The organism is Burkholderia sp. AU32262, from assembly GCF_020419985.1.
In the GTDB taxonomy this organism is placed as follows: domain Bacteria; phylum Pseudomonadota; class Gammaproteobacteria; order Burkholderiales; family Burkholderiaceae; genus Burkholderia; species Burkholderia semiarida.
The window spans coordinates 59,868-75,307 of sequence record NZ_JAIZRS010000019.1; the positions used below are offsets into that span (position 1 = coordinate 59,868).

At 69.0% G+C, this 15,440-nt stretch carries 13 protein-coding genes; 4 read left to right on the forward strand and 9 right to left on the reverse strand.

Annotated features, from left to right (window positions below):
• The first annotated feature begins 131 nt into the window (after positions 1-131).
• Positions 132-1,016 (forward strand): LysR family transcriptional regulator, encoded by an 885-nt coding sequence (locus LGN10_RS22455; protein ID WP_059580572.1) that lies wholly within the window; start codon positions 132-134, stop codon positions 1,014-1,016.
• On the opposite strand, the gene eutC is transcribed toward LGN10_RS22455, so the two are convergent.
• The 4 genes from eutC to LGN10_RS22475 form a co-directional block, all read right to left on the reverse strand.
• A complete protein-coding gene (gene eutC, locus LGN10_RS22460; protein ID WP_226225067.1) occupies positions 1,009-1,806 on the reverse strand; it encodes an ethanolamine ammonia-lyase subunit EutC in 798 nt (265 codons plus the stop codon). The two genes, LGN10_RS22455 and eutC, sit on opposite strands and share 8 nt — an antisense overlap.
• Positions 1,803-3,200: an ethanolamine ammonia-lyase subunit EutB gene (locus LGN10_RS22465; protein WP_059638468.1), complete on the reverse strand. Its 1,398-nt coding sequence runs from the start codon at positions 3,198-3,200 to the stop codon at positions 1,803-1,805. The genes eutC and LGN10_RS22465 overlap by 4 nt, the downstream gene beginning before the upstream one ends.
• A gap of 100 nt (positions 3,201-3,300) precedes the next feature.
• Complete coding sequence (gene eat, locus LGN10_RS22470; protein WP_226225069.1) at positions 3,301-4,713, reverse strand: ethanolamine permease; 1,413 nt, start codon at positions 4,711-4,713, stop codon at positions 3,301-3,303.
• Between the two features lie 235 nt (positions 4,714-4,948).
• Positions 4,949-6,412, reverse strand: coding sequence for a mechanosensitive ion channel (locus LGN10_RS22475; RefSeq protein ID WP_043888647.1), 1,464 nt, complete (start codon positions 6,410-6,412; stop codon positions 4,949-4,951).
• A gap of 276 nt (positions 6,413-6,688) precedes the next feature.
• Between LGN10_RS22475 and LGN10_RS22480 the strand changes: the two genes are divergently transcribed.
• On the forward strand, positions 6,689-7,570 hold the full coding sequence (locus tag LGN10_RS22480) for an AraC family transcriptional regulator (RefSeq protein WP_124658514.1): 882 nt from the start codon (positions 6,689-6,691) through the stop codon (positions 7,568-7,570).
• 168 nt (positions 7,571-7,738) lie between these two features.
• On the opposite strand, the gene LGN10_RS22485 is transcribed toward LGN10_RS22480, so the two are convergent.
• Both LGN10_RS22485 and LGN10_RS22490 read right to left on the reverse strand, forming a co-directional pair.
• Positions 7,739-8,095: a zinc ribbon domain-containing protein gene (locus tag LGN10_RS22485; RefSeq protein WP_226225071.1), complete on the reverse strand. Its 357-nt coding sequence runs from the start codon at positions 8,093-8,095 to the stop codon at positions 7,739-7,741.
• A gap of 10 nt (positions 8,096-8,105) precedes the next feature.
• On the reverse strand, positions 8,106-10,676 hold the full coding sequence (locus tag LGN10_RS22490; protein ID WP_226225073.1) for a heavy metal translocating P-type ATPase: 2,571 nt from the start codon (positions 10,674-10,676) through the stop codon (positions 8,106-8,108).
• Between the two features lie 81 nt (positions 10,677-10,757).
• Between LGN10_RS22490 and cadR the strand changes: the two genes are divergently transcribed.
• Together cadR and LGN10_RS22500 are read left to right on the forward strand one after the other, a co-directional pair.
• Positions 10,758-11,189 (forward strand): Cd(II)/Pb(II)-responsive transcriptional regulator, encoded by a 432-nt coding sequence (cadR, locus tag LGN10_RS22495; protein ID WP_006477300.1) that lies wholly within the window; start codon positions 10,758-10,760, stop codon positions 11,187-11,189.
• Positions 11,190-11,257: 68 nt separating this feature from the next.
• Positions 11,258-11,830: a PadR family transcriptional regulator gene (locus LGN10_RS22500; protein WP_226225075.1), complete on the forward strand. Its 573-nt coding sequence runs from the start codon at positions 11,258-11,260 to the stop codon at positions 11,828-11,830.
• A gap of 52 nt (positions 11,831-11,882) precedes the next feature.
• On the opposite strand, the gene LGN10_RS22505 is transcribed toward LGN10_RS22500, so the two are convergent.
• From LGN10_RS22505 to LGN10_RS22515, 3 genes are read right to left on the reverse strand one after another with little or no spacing between them, the layout of a single operon-like run.
• On the reverse strand, positions 11,883-13,313 hold the full coding sequence (locus tag LGN10_RS22505) for an FAD-binding oxidoreductase (RefSeq protein ID WP_226225077.1): 1,431 nt from the start codon (positions 13,311-13,313) through the stop codon (positions 11,883-11,885).
• A gap of 14 nt (positions 13,314-13,327) precedes the next feature.
• On the reverse strand, positions 13,328-14,116 hold the full coding sequence (locus LGN10_RS22510; protein WP_059580541.1) for an ABC transporter substrate-binding protein: 789 nt from the start codon (positions 14,114-14,116) through the stop codon (positions 13,328-13,330).
• A gap of 48 nt (positions 14,117-14,164) precedes the next feature.
• Positions 14,165-15,319, reverse strand: coding sequence for a pyridoxal phosphate-dependent aminotransferase (locus LGN10_RS22515; RefSeq protein ID WP_059580538.1), 1,155 nt, complete (start codon positions 15,317-15,319; stop codon positions 14,165-14,167).
• Between the last annotated feature and the right edge of the window lie 121 nt (positions 15,320-15,440).

A 15,440-nucleotide genomic window follows, 5' to 3' on the forward strand; every position in this document is an offset into this window, starting at 1 on the left:
CGGATGCGCCATCAGAGCGACAGAAGATAAATCGGATTCAATTCGCGAAAAACCACGCAAAGCTCCGCATATAACGGACTAAAATTCCGCAATTGACCCGCTGGCGTGCGTCGCCGCACGCCCTTCATTCGATGGAAAACCTTACCGGCATCGTCGCGTTCGTCCGCACCGCCGAAGCGCTGAGCTTCGTCGCGGCCGGCCGCACGCTCGGTATCTCGGCGTCGGCGGTCGGCAAGACGATCGCGAAGCTCGAGCAGTCGCTCGGCGTGCGCCTGTTCAACCGCACGACGCGACGCGTGACGCTCACCGACGAGGGACGGCATTTCTACGAGCGCTGCCAGCGGATCCTCGAGGATTTCCGCGACGCGGAGGCGACCGTGACGGCGTCCGCGCAGCGCCCGCGCGGCAAGCTGCGCGTGAGCCTGCCGGTGATCGGCTACCGCTTCCTGCTGCCGGTGCTGCCCGAATTCCGGCGGCGCTATCCGGACGTCGAGCTCGATCTCGATTTCAACGACCGAATGGTCGACGTGGTCGAAGGCGGCTTCGACGCGGTGATCCGCAGCGGCCCGCTGTCCGATTCGAGCCTGATGTCGCGGCGGCTCGGCCCGTTCGCGTTCGTGCTATGCGCGACGCCCGCGTATCTCGCGCAGGCCGGCACGCCGCGCACGCCGCGCGAACTCGAAGCGCACGACTGCGTGCGCTACTGCTTCCCGACCACCGGCAAGCTGCAGGACTGGGCGCTCGCGGCCGACGACGGCACGCCGCTCGCACTGCGCACCGCGATGACCTGCAACAACATGGAGGCGCTGCGCGGCGCCGTGCTCGCGGGGCTCGGCATCGGCTACATGCCCGACTTCCTCGCGCGCGACGCGCTCGAGCAGGGCGCGCTCGTCACCGTGCTCGACGCCTACCGGATCGCGCCGGGGCAGTTCTCGATCGTGTGGCCGTCGAGCCGGCAGTTGTCGCCGAAGCTGCGCGTGTTCGTCGATTTCCTGTGCGAACGGCTGTTCAGGTAGTCGCCCCGATCCGCTCCGCCTGCACCGGCGGCAGCAGCGCGTCGCTGTCGTCCTTCAGCCCGACGCCCGTCAGCCCGAGCCTGCGCGCATGCGTCATCAGGTAATGCAACTTGTGCGCGGCGGCCGCGTGCGGCAGCCCTTCGGGCCGCACGTTCGAGATGCAGTTGCGCAGCGCGTCGTGACAGCCGACCTTCGGCGCCCACGTCAGGTACACGCCGAGGCTGTCCGGCGAGCTGAGCCCCGGCCGTTCGCCGATCAGCACCGCGACCACCTTCGCGCGCAGCAGCTCGCCGATCTCGTCGCCGAGCGCGACGCGCGCCTGCGTCGCGACCACCACCGGGCCGATCCGCCAGCCGTCCGCGTCGAGCCGCGGCCGCACGGCCTGCAACAGCGGCAGCGCCTGCTTCGCGGCCGCGAACGCCGACAGCCCGTCGCCGACCACGAACACGACGTCGGGCGCCTCGTCGAGCGCCGCCCCGTAGCCGGCCAGCAGCCCGCGGCTGTCGTCCGACAGCTTGCGGCCGAGATCGGGCCGGCGCAGGTAATGGTCGCGATCGGGCGCGGCGCTCTGCACGCGCAGCGTCGGCAGCAGGCCGGCCGCCTCGATCTCGCGCCGCAGCGCATCCGCGTCGAGCGGCTGGTGCACCGCGTCGCGCGCCTGCGCATGCGACAGGTTGAAGGCCAGCAGCGGCGCGGTCGGCAGGCTGTTGCCCGCCCGGCCGAGCGCGATCCGCGCGTTCGTGAACGACTTCAGTTGCGCCCACGGGTTCTTCTCGACGGCGTCGCTCATGCGGAAATCCCCATCCAGTCGTTCGCGCCCGCGAGCAGCGGCACGCGTGCCGACGCCGCGCGCAGCGCGCCGTGCGCGTCGGCGATCTCCATCGTCTCCAGCCATTCCTCGAATTCGGGCGCGCGGCGCAGGCCGAGCACCTCGCGCACATAGAGCTGGTCGTGGAACGACGTGCTCTGGTAGTTCAGCATCACGTCGTCCGCGCCCGGAATCCCCATGATGAAGTTGATGCCGGCCGCGCCCAGCAGCGTCAGCAGCGTGTCCATGTCGTCCTGGTCGGCTTCCGCGTGGTTCGTGTAGCAGATGTCGCAGCCCATCGGCACGCCGAGCAGCTTGCCGCAGAAGTGATCCTCGAGCCCCGCGCGAATGATCTGCTTGCCGTCGTACAGGTATTCGGGCCCGATGAAGCCGACCACCGTGTTCACGAGGAACGGCTCGAACTTGCGCGCGACCGCATACGCGCGCACTTCGCAGGTCTGCTGGTCGACGCCGAAATGCGCGTTCGCCGACAGCGCGCTGCCCTGTCCCGTCTCGAAGTACATCAGATTGTTGCCGACCGTGCCGCGCTTGAGCGCCAACGCGGCCTCGCGCGCCTCGCCGAGCAGCGCGAGCGAGATCCCGAAGCTCGCGTTCGCCTTCTCGGTACCCGCGATCGACTGGAACACGAGATCGACCGGTGCGCCCTTCTCGATCGCCGCGATCGTGTTGGTCACGTGCGTGAGCACGCACGACTGGGTCGGCACGCCGTAGCGTTCGCGGAAACCGTCGATCATCGCGAGCAGCTTCACGATCGCCGCGAGGCTGTCGGTGGCCGGGTTGATGCCGATCATCGCGTCGCCGCAGCCGTACATCAGCCCGTCGAGCATCGACGCGGCGATGCCCTTCACGTCGTCGGTCGGGTGGTTCGGCTGCAGCCGCACCGACATCCGGCCGGCCAGCCCGACCGTGTTGCGAAAGCGCGTGACCACGCGGCGCTTCCTCGCGGCCGCGATCAGGTCCTGGTTGCGCATCAGCTTCGACACGGCAGCGACCATCTCCGGCGTGAGGCCCGGCGCGATCCGTTCGAGCGCCGCGCCGTCGGCCGCGGGCGACAGCAGCCAGTTGCGGAAATCGCCGACGGTGAGGTGCGAGATCTCCGCGAACGCGTGCGCGTCGTGATCGTCGATGATCAGGCGCGTGACCTCGTCGTCTTCATACGGGATCACCGCTTCGTTCAGGAACGCCTTCAGCGGCACGCCCGCGAGCGCGATCTTCGCGGCGACGCGCTCCTCCTCGCTCGCCGCCGCGACGCCGGCGAGCTGATCGCCGGAACGCAGCGGGCTCGCCTTCGCGAGCAGCGTCTTCAGGTCCGCGAAGCGGTACGTGCGCGGACCGATCGTCTCCGTATAGGACATCGTTCGAATCTCCTTGCCAAAAGCCGACGGCGCGCCCGTTCGACGGGGCGCGCCGGATGCCGTCAGGAACGGCCTTTCACGTTCGCCGTCGTCATCCTGCTCACTCCTCCAGCAGCGCGTCGCCGGGGGCGCTCGCGCGCTGCGAACGGGTCGCGAGGAAGTACGCGTAGCCGACCGCGAGGAAGCCGATGAACACCAGCGCGACCAGCCCGTTGAAATACACCATCGTACCGAGGCAGACGAGCGCCGCCAGGATCGCGAACGCCGGGAAGATCGGGTGCAGCGGCGCGCGGAACGGCCGCGCCATGTTCGGCTGCGAGCGGCGCAGCTTGAACAGCGCCGCCATGCTGACGATATACATCACGATCGCCCCGAACACCGACATCGTCACGATGTTCGCGGTGAGCGTCTGCCCGCCGAACTGGATCAGCTCGTCGCTGTAGATCGCGGCGATCCCGACCACGCCGCCGGCGAGGATCGCGCGATGCGGCGTCTTGAAGCGCGGATGCACCTTCCCGAGCCATTCGGGCAGATAGCCTTCGCGGGCCAGCGCGAAGATCTGGCGCGAATAGCCGAGGATGATCCCGTGGAACGACGCGACGAGCCCGAACAGCCCGAGCCACACCAGCATGTGCATCCAGCCGCTGTTCGCGCCGACGATGTACTTCATCGCCTGCGGCAGCGGGTCGTTGATGTTCGCGAGCTTGGTCCAGTCGCCCGCGCCGCCGGCGAACACCATCACGCCGATCGCGAGCGCGACGAGGGTCAGGATCCCGGCCACGTACGCGATCGGAATCGAGCGCTTCGGGTTCTTCGCTTCCTCGGCGGCCATCGCGACGCCCTCGATCGCGAGGAAGAACCAGATCGCGAACGGAATCGCCGCGAACATCCCGTGGAACGCGCCCAGGCTGAAATGGTCGGCGCCCGACCAGCCGCCCTTCGTGAAATTGCTCCACGCGAAGCCCGGCGACACGACGCCCATGAACACCAGCAGCTCGAAGATCGCGAGCAGCGTGACGACGAGCTCGAAGGTCGCCGCGATCTGCACGCCGACGATGTTAAGCGCCATGAATACGAGATACGCGCCCATCGCCGCGTGTTTCGGTTCGAGCCCCGGAAACTGCACGTGCAGGTACGCGCCGATCGCGAGCGCGATCGCGGGCGGCGCGAACACGAACTCGACGAGCGTCGCCGCGCCGGCCAGATAGCCGCCGGTCGGGCCGAACGCGCGGCGCGCATACGCGAACGGGCCGCCCGCGTGCGGGATCGACGTCGTCAGCTCGGTGAAACTGAAGATGAAGGTGGTGTACATCGCCGCGACGAACAGCGCGGTGATCACGAAACCCAGCGTGCCCGCGCTCGCCCAGCCGTAGCTCCAGCCGAAGTATTCGCCGGAAATCACGAGGCCGACCGCGATGCCCCACAGTTGCCAGGTCCCGAGCGTCTGCTGCAGCGCGGGCTGGCCGGAGGACTTGGCGCCGGCGGCGGGCCGGCCATTCGACTCTGCTTTCATCGGACTCTCTCCTCAAGGGCGCCGGGCCTGCGGGCCCGCGCGACTGAGAATCGATGCTAGAGAGTCATTAAACGACGTGTTATCGAAATTCGGCAAAGATCGCGGCTGACATTTCGCTTGCGGAAATGCTCGCTGAAACGCCAGCCGCGCGGGTTGCCGAAGGCTTGCGGAAACGCCGGCCGCGCGGGCTGGAACGCCGGTCCGGCCCTTCCGATGCGGGCCGGATCGCGCATGCTTACTGGCCGCCGCCGCGCTGGTTGAACCAGCGGTCGAGCAGCTTGCCGGCCGCTTCCCGGCCGCCGAGGCCGAACGACAGCGCAACGGCCACCGCGATCGCGCCGAGCACGAGGCCGAACGCGAGCTGGACGATTTCGTTCGCGATGCCCATCGCGCGCAGCCCCATCGCGAACACGAGGCCGAGGATCGCGAACTGCGCGATGCGCGCGAACAGCACGCTGTGCTCGCGATCGGCCTGCTCGATCACGCGGCGCGCGAGGCCCGCGAGCCACACGCCGATCACGAGGATCACGCCGCCCATCAGCACGTGGCCGCCGAATTCGATGAACAGCGTGACGACGTCGCGCACCTGCGTGAAGCCGAGCCGGTTCGCGGCTTCGACCGACGCGAACAGCATCGCGAAGAACACGATCAGCCGCGCGACCAGCACCGACGGCTGCAGGATGCCCGAGAACACGCGCTCGACGCCGAGCACGGCCGGCAGCCCGTCGACGCCGGCGGCTTCCAGCAGCTTCTGCGCGAGCGACGCGACGAAGCGCGCGAAGTAGAACGTGACCAGCACGATCACGATCGCCGCGACGATGTCCGGCACCGCGCCGAGGAACTGGTTCAGCATGTTGGTGGCGGGGATCGAGATCGCGTCGATCTTCAGCGCGTCGAGCGCGGAGATCAGCGTCGGCACGAACACGAACACGTAGACGATCGTGCCGACCAGGCTCGACACGCGCACGGGCGTCGGGCTGTCGATTCCTTGCGTGAGGCGGTCCGCGCCGGCGGCGACCAGCAGGTTCGTCACGAGGCCGCGCAGCACGCGCGCGACGACCCAGCCGACGAAGCCGATCACCGCGGCCGCGAAAAGGTTCGGCACGATCGCGAGCAGCTTGTCGACCATTCCCTGCACCGGCGACAGCAGGCCCGACAGCGCGAACGAGCCGAGGATCGCCGGCAGGAACATCAGGATCACGAGCCAGAACAGCACGTCGCCGAGATAGCCGCTCATCGGCTGCATGCCGGCGCTTTCGGACAGCGTGGCGTCGACCTTGCTCGCCTTCAGCGCGCGGTTCGCGAGGCTGCGCAGCAGCGACGCGATCAGCCACGCGATCAGCGTCAGCGCCGCGCCGCCGATCAGGTTCGGCAGGTAGTTGACGATGTGCGTGACGAGCAGCGAGAACGGATTGGATACCGCGTACAGGTTGAGCACGTTGAAGATGCCCACCGCGGTGACGAGCAGCACGAGCCAGAACAGGCCGCCGGCGATGATGCGTTCGACGCACGCGCCCTGGCCGGTGCTGTCGGTGATCCGCTGATCGACCTTCAGCGCGTTGAGCAGCCGGAGCGCGCCGGCCCGCACCGCGACGGCGATCAGCCAGCCGATCACCAGGATGCCGATCGCGCCGGCGATCTTCGGCAGGTATCCGCCTAGCGTGGCCTGCAGCGACGTGATGAAGCTGGAAGCATCCATTTCTTCTTCTCCCGAAAAACGTGGCGTTGCGATTGAACATCGACGAACTACCTGCGTACTTCGAAATGCGTGCTGCCCCGTGCGAGCAACTTACCCGAGAAAAATGACGCGTTCATCCGATTTCACCGTCTTTAACTTTAGTCATAGATCGCGGAGGGACAAGACCCCATTTCGGTGAAATAAAAAGGGGACGGACTTCGGGCGGCTACGCATTTCCGCAAGATTTGTCCATTCGGCCCGTGCTACCGTGGCGTCGGTTCCAGCTCGGACACGCCGATGCCCCCAGCCGACACGAAAACCGATCCGCCCGCGTGGGCTCGCTACGCGGCCAGCGTGGCGCGTGTTCACGCGTACATCGGCGCGCATCTCGACGGCCCGCTCGACCTGAACCGGCTCGCCGAAGTCGCGTGCCTGTCGCCGTATCACTGGCAGCGCGTCTACCGCGCGCTGTACGGCGAATCGATCGTGCTGACGGTGCGGCGGATGCGGATCGTGCGGGCGTCCGAGGATCTGGTCTGCACGGCGCGGCCGCTCGACGAGATCGCGCGGCGCGCGGGCTACGGGTCGACGCACGCGTTCGCGCGGGCGTTTCGCGACGCGTACGGCGTGTTGCCGGCGGAGCATCGCCGCACGGGCACACACCGGCCGATTTATCCACTACAGCGAGGAGAGGAAGACATGTTCAAGCATGAAGTCGAGATCCGGCGTCTGCCGGAACTGCGCGGCTACGCGGTCGCGCATACCGGCGCGTACCTGAAGGTCGGCGACGCGTTCGGCCGGATCGGCGCGTGGGCCGGGCAGCACGGGCTGATCGGCCCGGGCGCGAAGATGATCGGGATTTTCTACGACGATCCGGACACGACGCCCGAAGCACAGTTGCGCGCGAAAGCGTGCATCATGCCGGCCGACGGCGTGCCGGACGTCGCGCCCGTGCCGCCGGTCGAGCGTGCGACGATCGCAGGCGGCGAATACGCGGTGCTGCTGCATACCGGGCCGTATGCGGACCTGAAGACGGCCTACCAGTGGCTCTACGGCGACTGGCTGCGTCACTCGGGCCGCGAAGCCGCCGACGCGCCGCCGTTCGAGCTGTACCTCAATACGCCGATGGACGCGGCGCCGGCCGACCTGCGCACCGAAATTCACCTGCCGTTGCGCTGAGTAAAGGGTGCGTAGAAGGTGCGTCGCTGAGCCGTATCTGGACGGACCGCGACGATATTGCCGGCGCGAGCATGCCCGGGACGACATCGGCCATGCCGGTGCGCCGGCCGTCGAACGAAGCGTGCCGGCCTGTGCTCATGCACGGCCGGCACGAACGCGCGGATATCTTCAAGCCACCTGCGTTCCGCAGCCGGGACAGAACCGCGCGTCGGTCGCCAGCGCCGCGTGACAGCGGCTGCAGGCCTTGCCGCGTTGCGCCGCGCCGCACTGCGCGCAGAAGCGTGCATCGGCCGCGTTGAGTGCGCCGCAGCCCGCGCAGGCAAGCTGGCTCAGCGCCAGCTTGCCGCCCTGACCACCGTTGCCCGCGTCGGCCGGCGCCTGCCAGCCCCAGCCGTGGCGATCGCGGCCGCGCGCATCGTGGCCGCCGTTTCCGCCCTGGCGCGGCCCGCCGTGATGCCCGCCGCCGTGGCCGCTATTGCCGTGCCCGCTGCCGTGGCCGCCGAGAATCCGTTTCAGAAAGCTCATCGCCCGCTCCTCAACGCTTGGCCGGTGCGCCGCCGAACGCCCCGGAGGACGACAGCAGCCGCAAGCCGTTGGCCACGACGATCAGGCTCGCGCCCGCGTCCGCGAAGACCGCCATCCACATCGTGCCGAGCCCCGCGACGGTGAGCCCGAGAAACACGACCTTCACGCCGAGCGCGAAGCCGATGTTCTGCACCAGCACGCGGTGCGTCGCGCGCGACAGCCGCACGAACGCGGGAATCTTGCGCAGGTCGTCGTCCATCAGCGCGACGTCGGCCGTCTCGATCGCCGTGTCGGTGCCCATCGCGCCCATCGCGAAGCCGATGTCGGCGCGCGCGAGCGCCGGCGCATCGTTGATCCCGTCGCCGACCATCCCGACCGCGCCCGCGCCGCCCGCGGACAGTTCCTCGACCGCCGCGAGCTTGTCTTCCGGCAACTGGTTGCCGCGCGCGTCGTCGATGCCCGCTTGCTTGGCGATCGCCTGGGCGGTGTGCGGGTTGTCGCCCGTCAGCATCGCGGTGCGGATGCCGAGCGCATGCAGATCGGCGATCGCGGCGCGGCTCGTGTCCTTGATCGTGTCGGCCACCGCGAAGATACCGAGCACGCGCGTTTCGTCGACCAGCACGACGACGCTCTTGCCCTGCCGCTCCAGCGCGTCGAGCTTCGTCTCGAGTGCCGCCGAGCAGCGCTCGAGCTCCTCGACGAGCCGGTGATTGCCGAGCCAATAGCGCGCGCCGTCGATCGTGCCGCGCACGCCGCGCCCGACGATCGCTTCGAAGTCCTGCACGTCGGCGAATGCCGTCGTCCCGGCGTCGCGGGCCGCGGCCGCAATCGCCTGCGACACCGGGTGATCGGAGCGCGCCGCGAGGCTCGCGCCGAGGTGCCGCACGCGCGCCGCATCGGCGTCGTCCGCATGCACGTCGAAGTCGGTCTGCACCGGCTTGCCGTGCGTGATCGTGCCAGTCTTGTCGAGTGCGAGCCACGCGAGCTTGCGCCCTTCTTCCAGATAGACGCCGCCCTTCACGAGAATCCCGCGCCGCGCCGCGGCCGCGAGCCCCGACACGATCGTCACCGGCGTCGAGATCACCAGCGCGCACGGGCACGCGATCACGAGCAGCACGAGCGCGCGGTAGATCCAGTCGTGCCACGCGCCGCCCATCACGAGCGGCGGCGCCACCGCGACCAGCAGCGCGACCGCGAACACGATCGGCGTGTAGACGCGCGCGAACTGGTCGACGAAGCGCTGCGTCGGCGCCTTCGCGCCCTGCGCTTCCTCGACCGCGTGGATGATCCGCGCGAGCGTCGAGTGGGCCGCGACGGCCGTCACGCGGTATTCGAACGAACCGGATTCGTTGATCGTGCCCGCGTACACGGCATCGCCGCTCGCCTTTTCGACGGGCAGGCTCTCGCCGGTGATCGGCGCCTGGTTGACCGTCGAGCGGCCCGCGACGACTTCGCCGTCCAGCCCGATCCGCTCGCCCGGCTTCACGCGCACGACGGCGCCAAGCGCGACCTGCGCGGCCTCGATCGTGCGCCACGAGCCGTCGGCCTGCTGCACGGTCGCGGTGTCCGGCGCGAGCTGCATCAACCCCTGGATCGCATTGCGCGCGCGGTCGAGCGACTTCGCCTCGATCAGCTCGGCGATCGTGAACAGCACCATCACCATCGCGGCTTCCGGCCACTGGCCGATCGCCATCGCGCCCGTCACCGCGATGCTCATCAGCGCGTTGATGTTCAGGTTGCCGTTGCGGATCGCGATCCAGCCCTTCTTGTACGTGGTGAGCCCGCACGCGAGCACCGCGGCGAGCGCGAGCGCCGCCGACAGCCGCACCGGCAGCCCGGCCCAGGTCGCGCCTTCGGACGCGATCGCGGCGACGCCGGCGAGCGCCAGCGGCCACCACGGCTTCGCCGGCGGCGGCGCGGTGGGCGCCGACGGCGCATCGGCCGTCGCGGCCTCCGGCGTCATCCCGAGCGTGCGGATCGCGCCTTCGATCGCCGGCTGCGCGCCGGGCACGTGCTCGACGGTCAGCATCCGCTGCATCAGGTTGAATTCGAGCGCCGACACTTCACTCATCCCGCCGAGCTTCTTGCGGATCAGCGTTTCCTCGGTCGGGCAGTCCATCTGCATGATCCGGAACGCAGAGCGCACGTGGCCCGACGCGGTCGCCTGCGCGACCGGCAGCGGCGCGAGCGTCAGCGCGGCCGGCGCGCAGCAGTCGCCGGCAGCGTGGTCGTGGCCGCGGCCGCGGCCGCGGTCGTGGCCGTGGCCGTGGCCGTGGCCGTGGCCGTGGCCGACATGGTCATGCGCGGCGTGGTCGTGCGAACACGTGGCGCCATGCTCGTGCGTATCGTCACGCGCCTCGTCGTGATCGTGGTCATGACCCGCGTCGCCGTGTGCGGCGTGATCGTGCCCGTGGTCGTGGCCATGATCGTGATCGCGGTCATGGCCGTGCGCGCGCGCGCCGGCCGCCGGCACCGCATCGGCCACGGCCGCCGTCTGCGGGTCGCGCGCATCGGCGCAGCACGCATCGGCGCCGCCGGCATGACGGTGTCGTGGGTCGGGGGTGCGCTTGGCGTCGGTCATGACAACCTCCTTTGTGGCTTGACGGTGTAGAGTTAACACCCTGAAGCCACTACAAGGTCAACCCTTGCACGGGAGAAAGGCATGAAGATTGGCGAACTGGCCAAAGCGGCCCGCTGCACGCCCGAGACGATCCGTTTCTACGAGAAAGAGGGTCTGATGCCGGACGCGGAGCGCACCGATTCGAACTACCGCAACTACACCGACGTGCACGTCGAGCGGCTGCGCTTCATCCGCAACTGCCGCGCGCTCGACATGGCGCACGACGAAATCCGCGCGCTGCTGCGGCTCACCGATACGCCGGCCGACCGCTGCGATTCGATCAATTCGCTGCTCGACGATCACATCGGACACGTCGATGCGCGCCTCGCCGAACTCACGCATCTGCGCGACCAGCTCACTGAATTGCGCCGCCAGTGCGTGGGCGAGCATTCGGTCGAGGATTGCGGCATCGTGCACGGTCTCGCGACGATGGAAACCGTCGCGCCGGCCGCGAAGCGCTCGCACCTCGGCTGAAACCCTTGTCAAACAAGATAGTCTCCTCGAGAATAGTTATATTATTACTAGACATACTTTAACTATTCATGTCCACGAGCCGCCCGTCCCCACTCGCGCTGGCCGTCCTTGCGGCGCTCACCGAAGCGCCGATGCATCCGTACGGGATGCTGCAGCAACTGAAGGCCCGCGGGTACGACGAAGTCGTCAACGTGCGGCAGCGCACGAGCCTCTACCAGACGATCGACCGCCTGCTGCGCGACGGGCTGATCGCCGTGCACGACACCGAGCGCGACGGCGCGTTTCCGGAGCGCACCGTGTATGCGCTGACCGAAGCCGGGCACACGGCGGGGCAGGCGTGGCTGCATGCGCTGCTCGCGGAGCCCGCCCGTGAATTTCCGGCATTCGGCGCCGGTCTCGCATTCCTGCCGCTGCTCGATGCCGAGGATGCGCGCCACCAGCTCGAGCTGCGTATCGCGCGGCTCGACGCCGAGCGCGAGCGGCTGGAAGCGCTGCGCGCCGCCGCGCAGGCCGACCAGGTGCCGCGCCTGTTCCTGCTGCAGAACGAACATGCGCTCGTGCTGCTCAATGCGGAGCTCGACTGGGCGCGCAGCGTCGTCGAACACCTGAAGATCGGCGCGCTGCGCTGGGTGGACGGCTGACGCGTCGCGCCGGCCGTTTTCCGCCGGCGGCGGGCGGCGGGCGCCGGCCGCGTCAAAGCACCTTGCCGGGATTCAGGATGCCGCGCGGGTCGAGCGCGGCCTTCAGGCGCCGCATCAGCCCGATTTCCGCGTCGCTGCGCGTGTGCGCGAGATAAGGACGCTTGAGCGCGCCGATCCCGTGCTCGGCCGACACGGAGCCGCCCATGTCGCGCACCACCGCATACACGCAGTGATCGAGCGCGTCGGCGTCCGCGTCGGTCATGTCGGTCAGCGACACGCCGATATGCACGTTGCCGTCGCCGACATGGCCGAAGAACAGGCACGTGAGCGCCGGCCAGCGCGCCCGCAACGCCGCCTCGCAGCGTTCGGCGAACGCGCCGAGTTCGCCCGTCGGCAAGCTCACGTCGAAGTTGACGAGATTGGGCAGCGCATCGATCGCGAGGCCTTCGCGCAGCGTCCACAAGTCCCGCGCCTGCCGCTCGGAAGTCGCGAGCACCGCATCGTCGACGAGCCCCGCATCGAACCCCGCACCCAGCTCGGTTTCGAGCGCCTCGTGCGCATCGCCGCCCGGCGCGCTCGTCGCGCATTCGATCAACACCACGAAGCCGCCAGCGCCGACGAACGGCGCCGACACACCGGGCGTATGGCGCGCGACGTAGTCGTAGAACGCCGGCCACATCGCCTCGAAGCTGACGACTTCCGGCAGCGTGCGGACACGATTCCACAGCGCGACCACCGCCTCGTAGTCGCGCACGCGGCAGAGCGCCGTGGCCGGCGCCGCCAGCAACGGATGCAGCCGCAGCACCGCGCGCGTGACGACGCCGAGCGTCCCTTCGCTGCCTATGAAGAGCTGCTTCAGGTCGTAGCCCGCGTTGTTCTTCAGCATCCGGTTCATCGACGACACGACCGTGCCGTCCGCGAGCACGGCCTCGAGCCCGAGCACCTGCTCGCGCATCATCCCGTAGCGGATCGCGCGCGTGCCGCCCGCATTGGTCGCGAGCATGCCGCCGATCTGGCACGAGCCGCGCGCGCCGAGATCGACGCCGAACGTGAAACCCGCCGCGTGCGCGGCTTCCTGCACCGTCTGCAGCGGCGTGCCCGCGCGCACGGTGATCGTGCCGGCCGCCGCGTCGAGCGCGTCGACGCCCGCGAAGCGCTCCATCGACAGCACGACCTCGCCGCCCAGCGCGACCGCGCCGCGCGCGAGCCCCGTCAGTCCGCCTTGCGGCACGACCGGCTGGCCGAGCCGCGTGCACAGCGCGAGCGTGCGCGACACGTCGTCGACGTTGCGCGGGCGCACCAGCGCACGCGGCCGCACGCCGGCCGGCTCGTTGTACGCGGAGAAGTAGCGCGGATCGATATCGGCCGCGCGCGTGACGAGCGCGTCGCCCAGTTCGGCGGCGAGCACGGCATCGACGGCCTCGTCCGGCGGCGGCCTGCCGCCCGGTTCGCTGCCCGTGGCGCCCGGGTTCGGGGTCGGCATCGTGCGCGGCCCGCTCACTTCGTCGAGATGTCGATATCGCCGAAATACTTCAGGCCGAGCGACTTCACCGTACCGTCCGCCTTCAGCTTGTCGATCGCCGCGTCGAGCTTCGCCTTCAGCGCGTCGTCGCCCTTGCGCAGGCCGAATGCGATGCCGCTGCCGAGGATCCTGTCGTCGTGCACCGGCTGGCCGACGAACGAGAAGCCCTTGCCGTCCGGGCGCGACAGGAAGCCGCGCTGGCCGGACGGCGCGAGCACGAGCGTCGCGTCGAGGCGGCCCGCGACCAGGTCCGCATACGCCTGGTTCTGGTCCTGGTACGCGACGACCGCGACGCCGGCCGGCTCCCAGTGCGCCTTCGCGAAGGTCTCCTGGATCGACGCCTGCAGCACGCCCACGCGCTTGCCCTTCAGCGATTCCGGCGTCGGCAGCAGGCCGCTGCCGGTGCGCGCGATCAACTGGGTCGGCACGCGATAGATGATCGTCGTGAAGTCGATCGCCTGGCGCCGCTGCTCGGTCGCGTTCATCGCCGAGTTGATCGCGTCGAACTTGCGGCCCTTGAGCGCCGGAATCAGCCCGTCGAACGAAGTCTCGACCCATTTGCACGACAGCTTCGCCGTCTGGCAGACAGCATTGCCGACGTCGATGTCGAAGCCCTGCAGGTCGCCGTTCGGCGCTTTCGATTCGAACGGCGGGTATTGCGCTTCGAGGCCGAAGCGCAGCGTCGGCGCATCGGCGAGCGCCGCGCCGGCGCCGCTTGCGCACGCGAGTGCGAACGCGAGTTTGAGGGTAGCCGTGTGTTTCATTGTGATCTCCTGGGTCGGGTCGATGCGACGTCTCCGCCGCCGGTTGTCCTACAGCGAACGCAGCCGCCGCGCGCCTTCGACCAGCGTCGCGTCGTCCTTCGAAAAACTGAGCCGGATCACGCCGGCGTCGGTGCCGTCGGTATAGAACGCCGACAGCGGAATCGTCGCGACCCGCGCGTCGCGGATCAGGCGCAGCACGAAGTCGCTGTCGCTTTCGTCCGAGAAGTGGCGAAAGCGCGCGAGCATGAAGAACGAGCCTTCGCTCGGCAGCAGCTCGAAACGCGACTCGGCCAGCTCGCGCGCGAGCAGGTCGCGCTTGGCCTGGTAGAACGCCGACAGGCCGAGGTAGCTGTCCGGCCGCGCGAGGATTTCCGCGAACGCAATCTGCATCGGCGTGTCGGCCGAGAACACCATGAACTGATGCACCTTGCGGATCTCGTCCATCAGTTCGGCCGGCGCGAGGCAATGGCCAACCCGCCAGCCGGTCACGTGGAACGACTTGCCGAACGACGACACGATCACGCTGCGCTCGGCCAGCTCGCGGTGGCGCGCGACGCTCTGGTGCCGCGCGCCGTCGAACACGACGTGTTCGTAGACTTCGTCGGACAGCACCACGATCCCCGTGTCGCGTGTGAGCTGCGCGAGCCGCTCCAGATCGTCGGCGGAGAACACGGTCGCGGTCGGGTTGTGCGGCGTGTTGACGATGATCATCCGCGTGCGCGGCGTGATGGCCGCGGCCACCTCGTCCCAGTTCACGCGGAAATGCTCGGGCGACAGCTTGATCGCGACCGGCGTCGCGCCCTGCAGCCGCACGATCGGCGCATAGCTGTCGAACGACGGCTCGAAATAGATCACCTCGTCGCCCGGATGCACGAGCGCGCTGATCGCCGCATAGAGCCCTTCGCTCGCGCTCGCGATCACCGTGATCTCGGTCGCCGGGTCGTAGCGCGCGCCGTACAGCGCCTCTGTCTTCTCGGCGAGCCGCTCGCGCAGCGCGATCACGCCGGCCATCGGCGCGTACTGGTTGTGACCGTCGCGCATCGCGCGCGCGACGCCTTCGACGAGCGCCGGATCGGGCGCGAAATTCGGCGCGCCCTGCGACAGGTTCAACGCGTCGTGTTGAGCAGCCAGTTGGCCGATCACCGTGAAGATCGTCGTCCCGACGTCGGGCAGTTTCGAACGGGGCGCGGTGGCGCTTCGCATGACTCCTCCTCCTGATGTCCTTCGGGCGGGCGGCGCCATGCGCGGCACCGCATCTGCCGCATGATTTAGCCCGAGCCAATATCGGCGGACAATCGAAAGTTCGTCATGGCGGCCATGCATT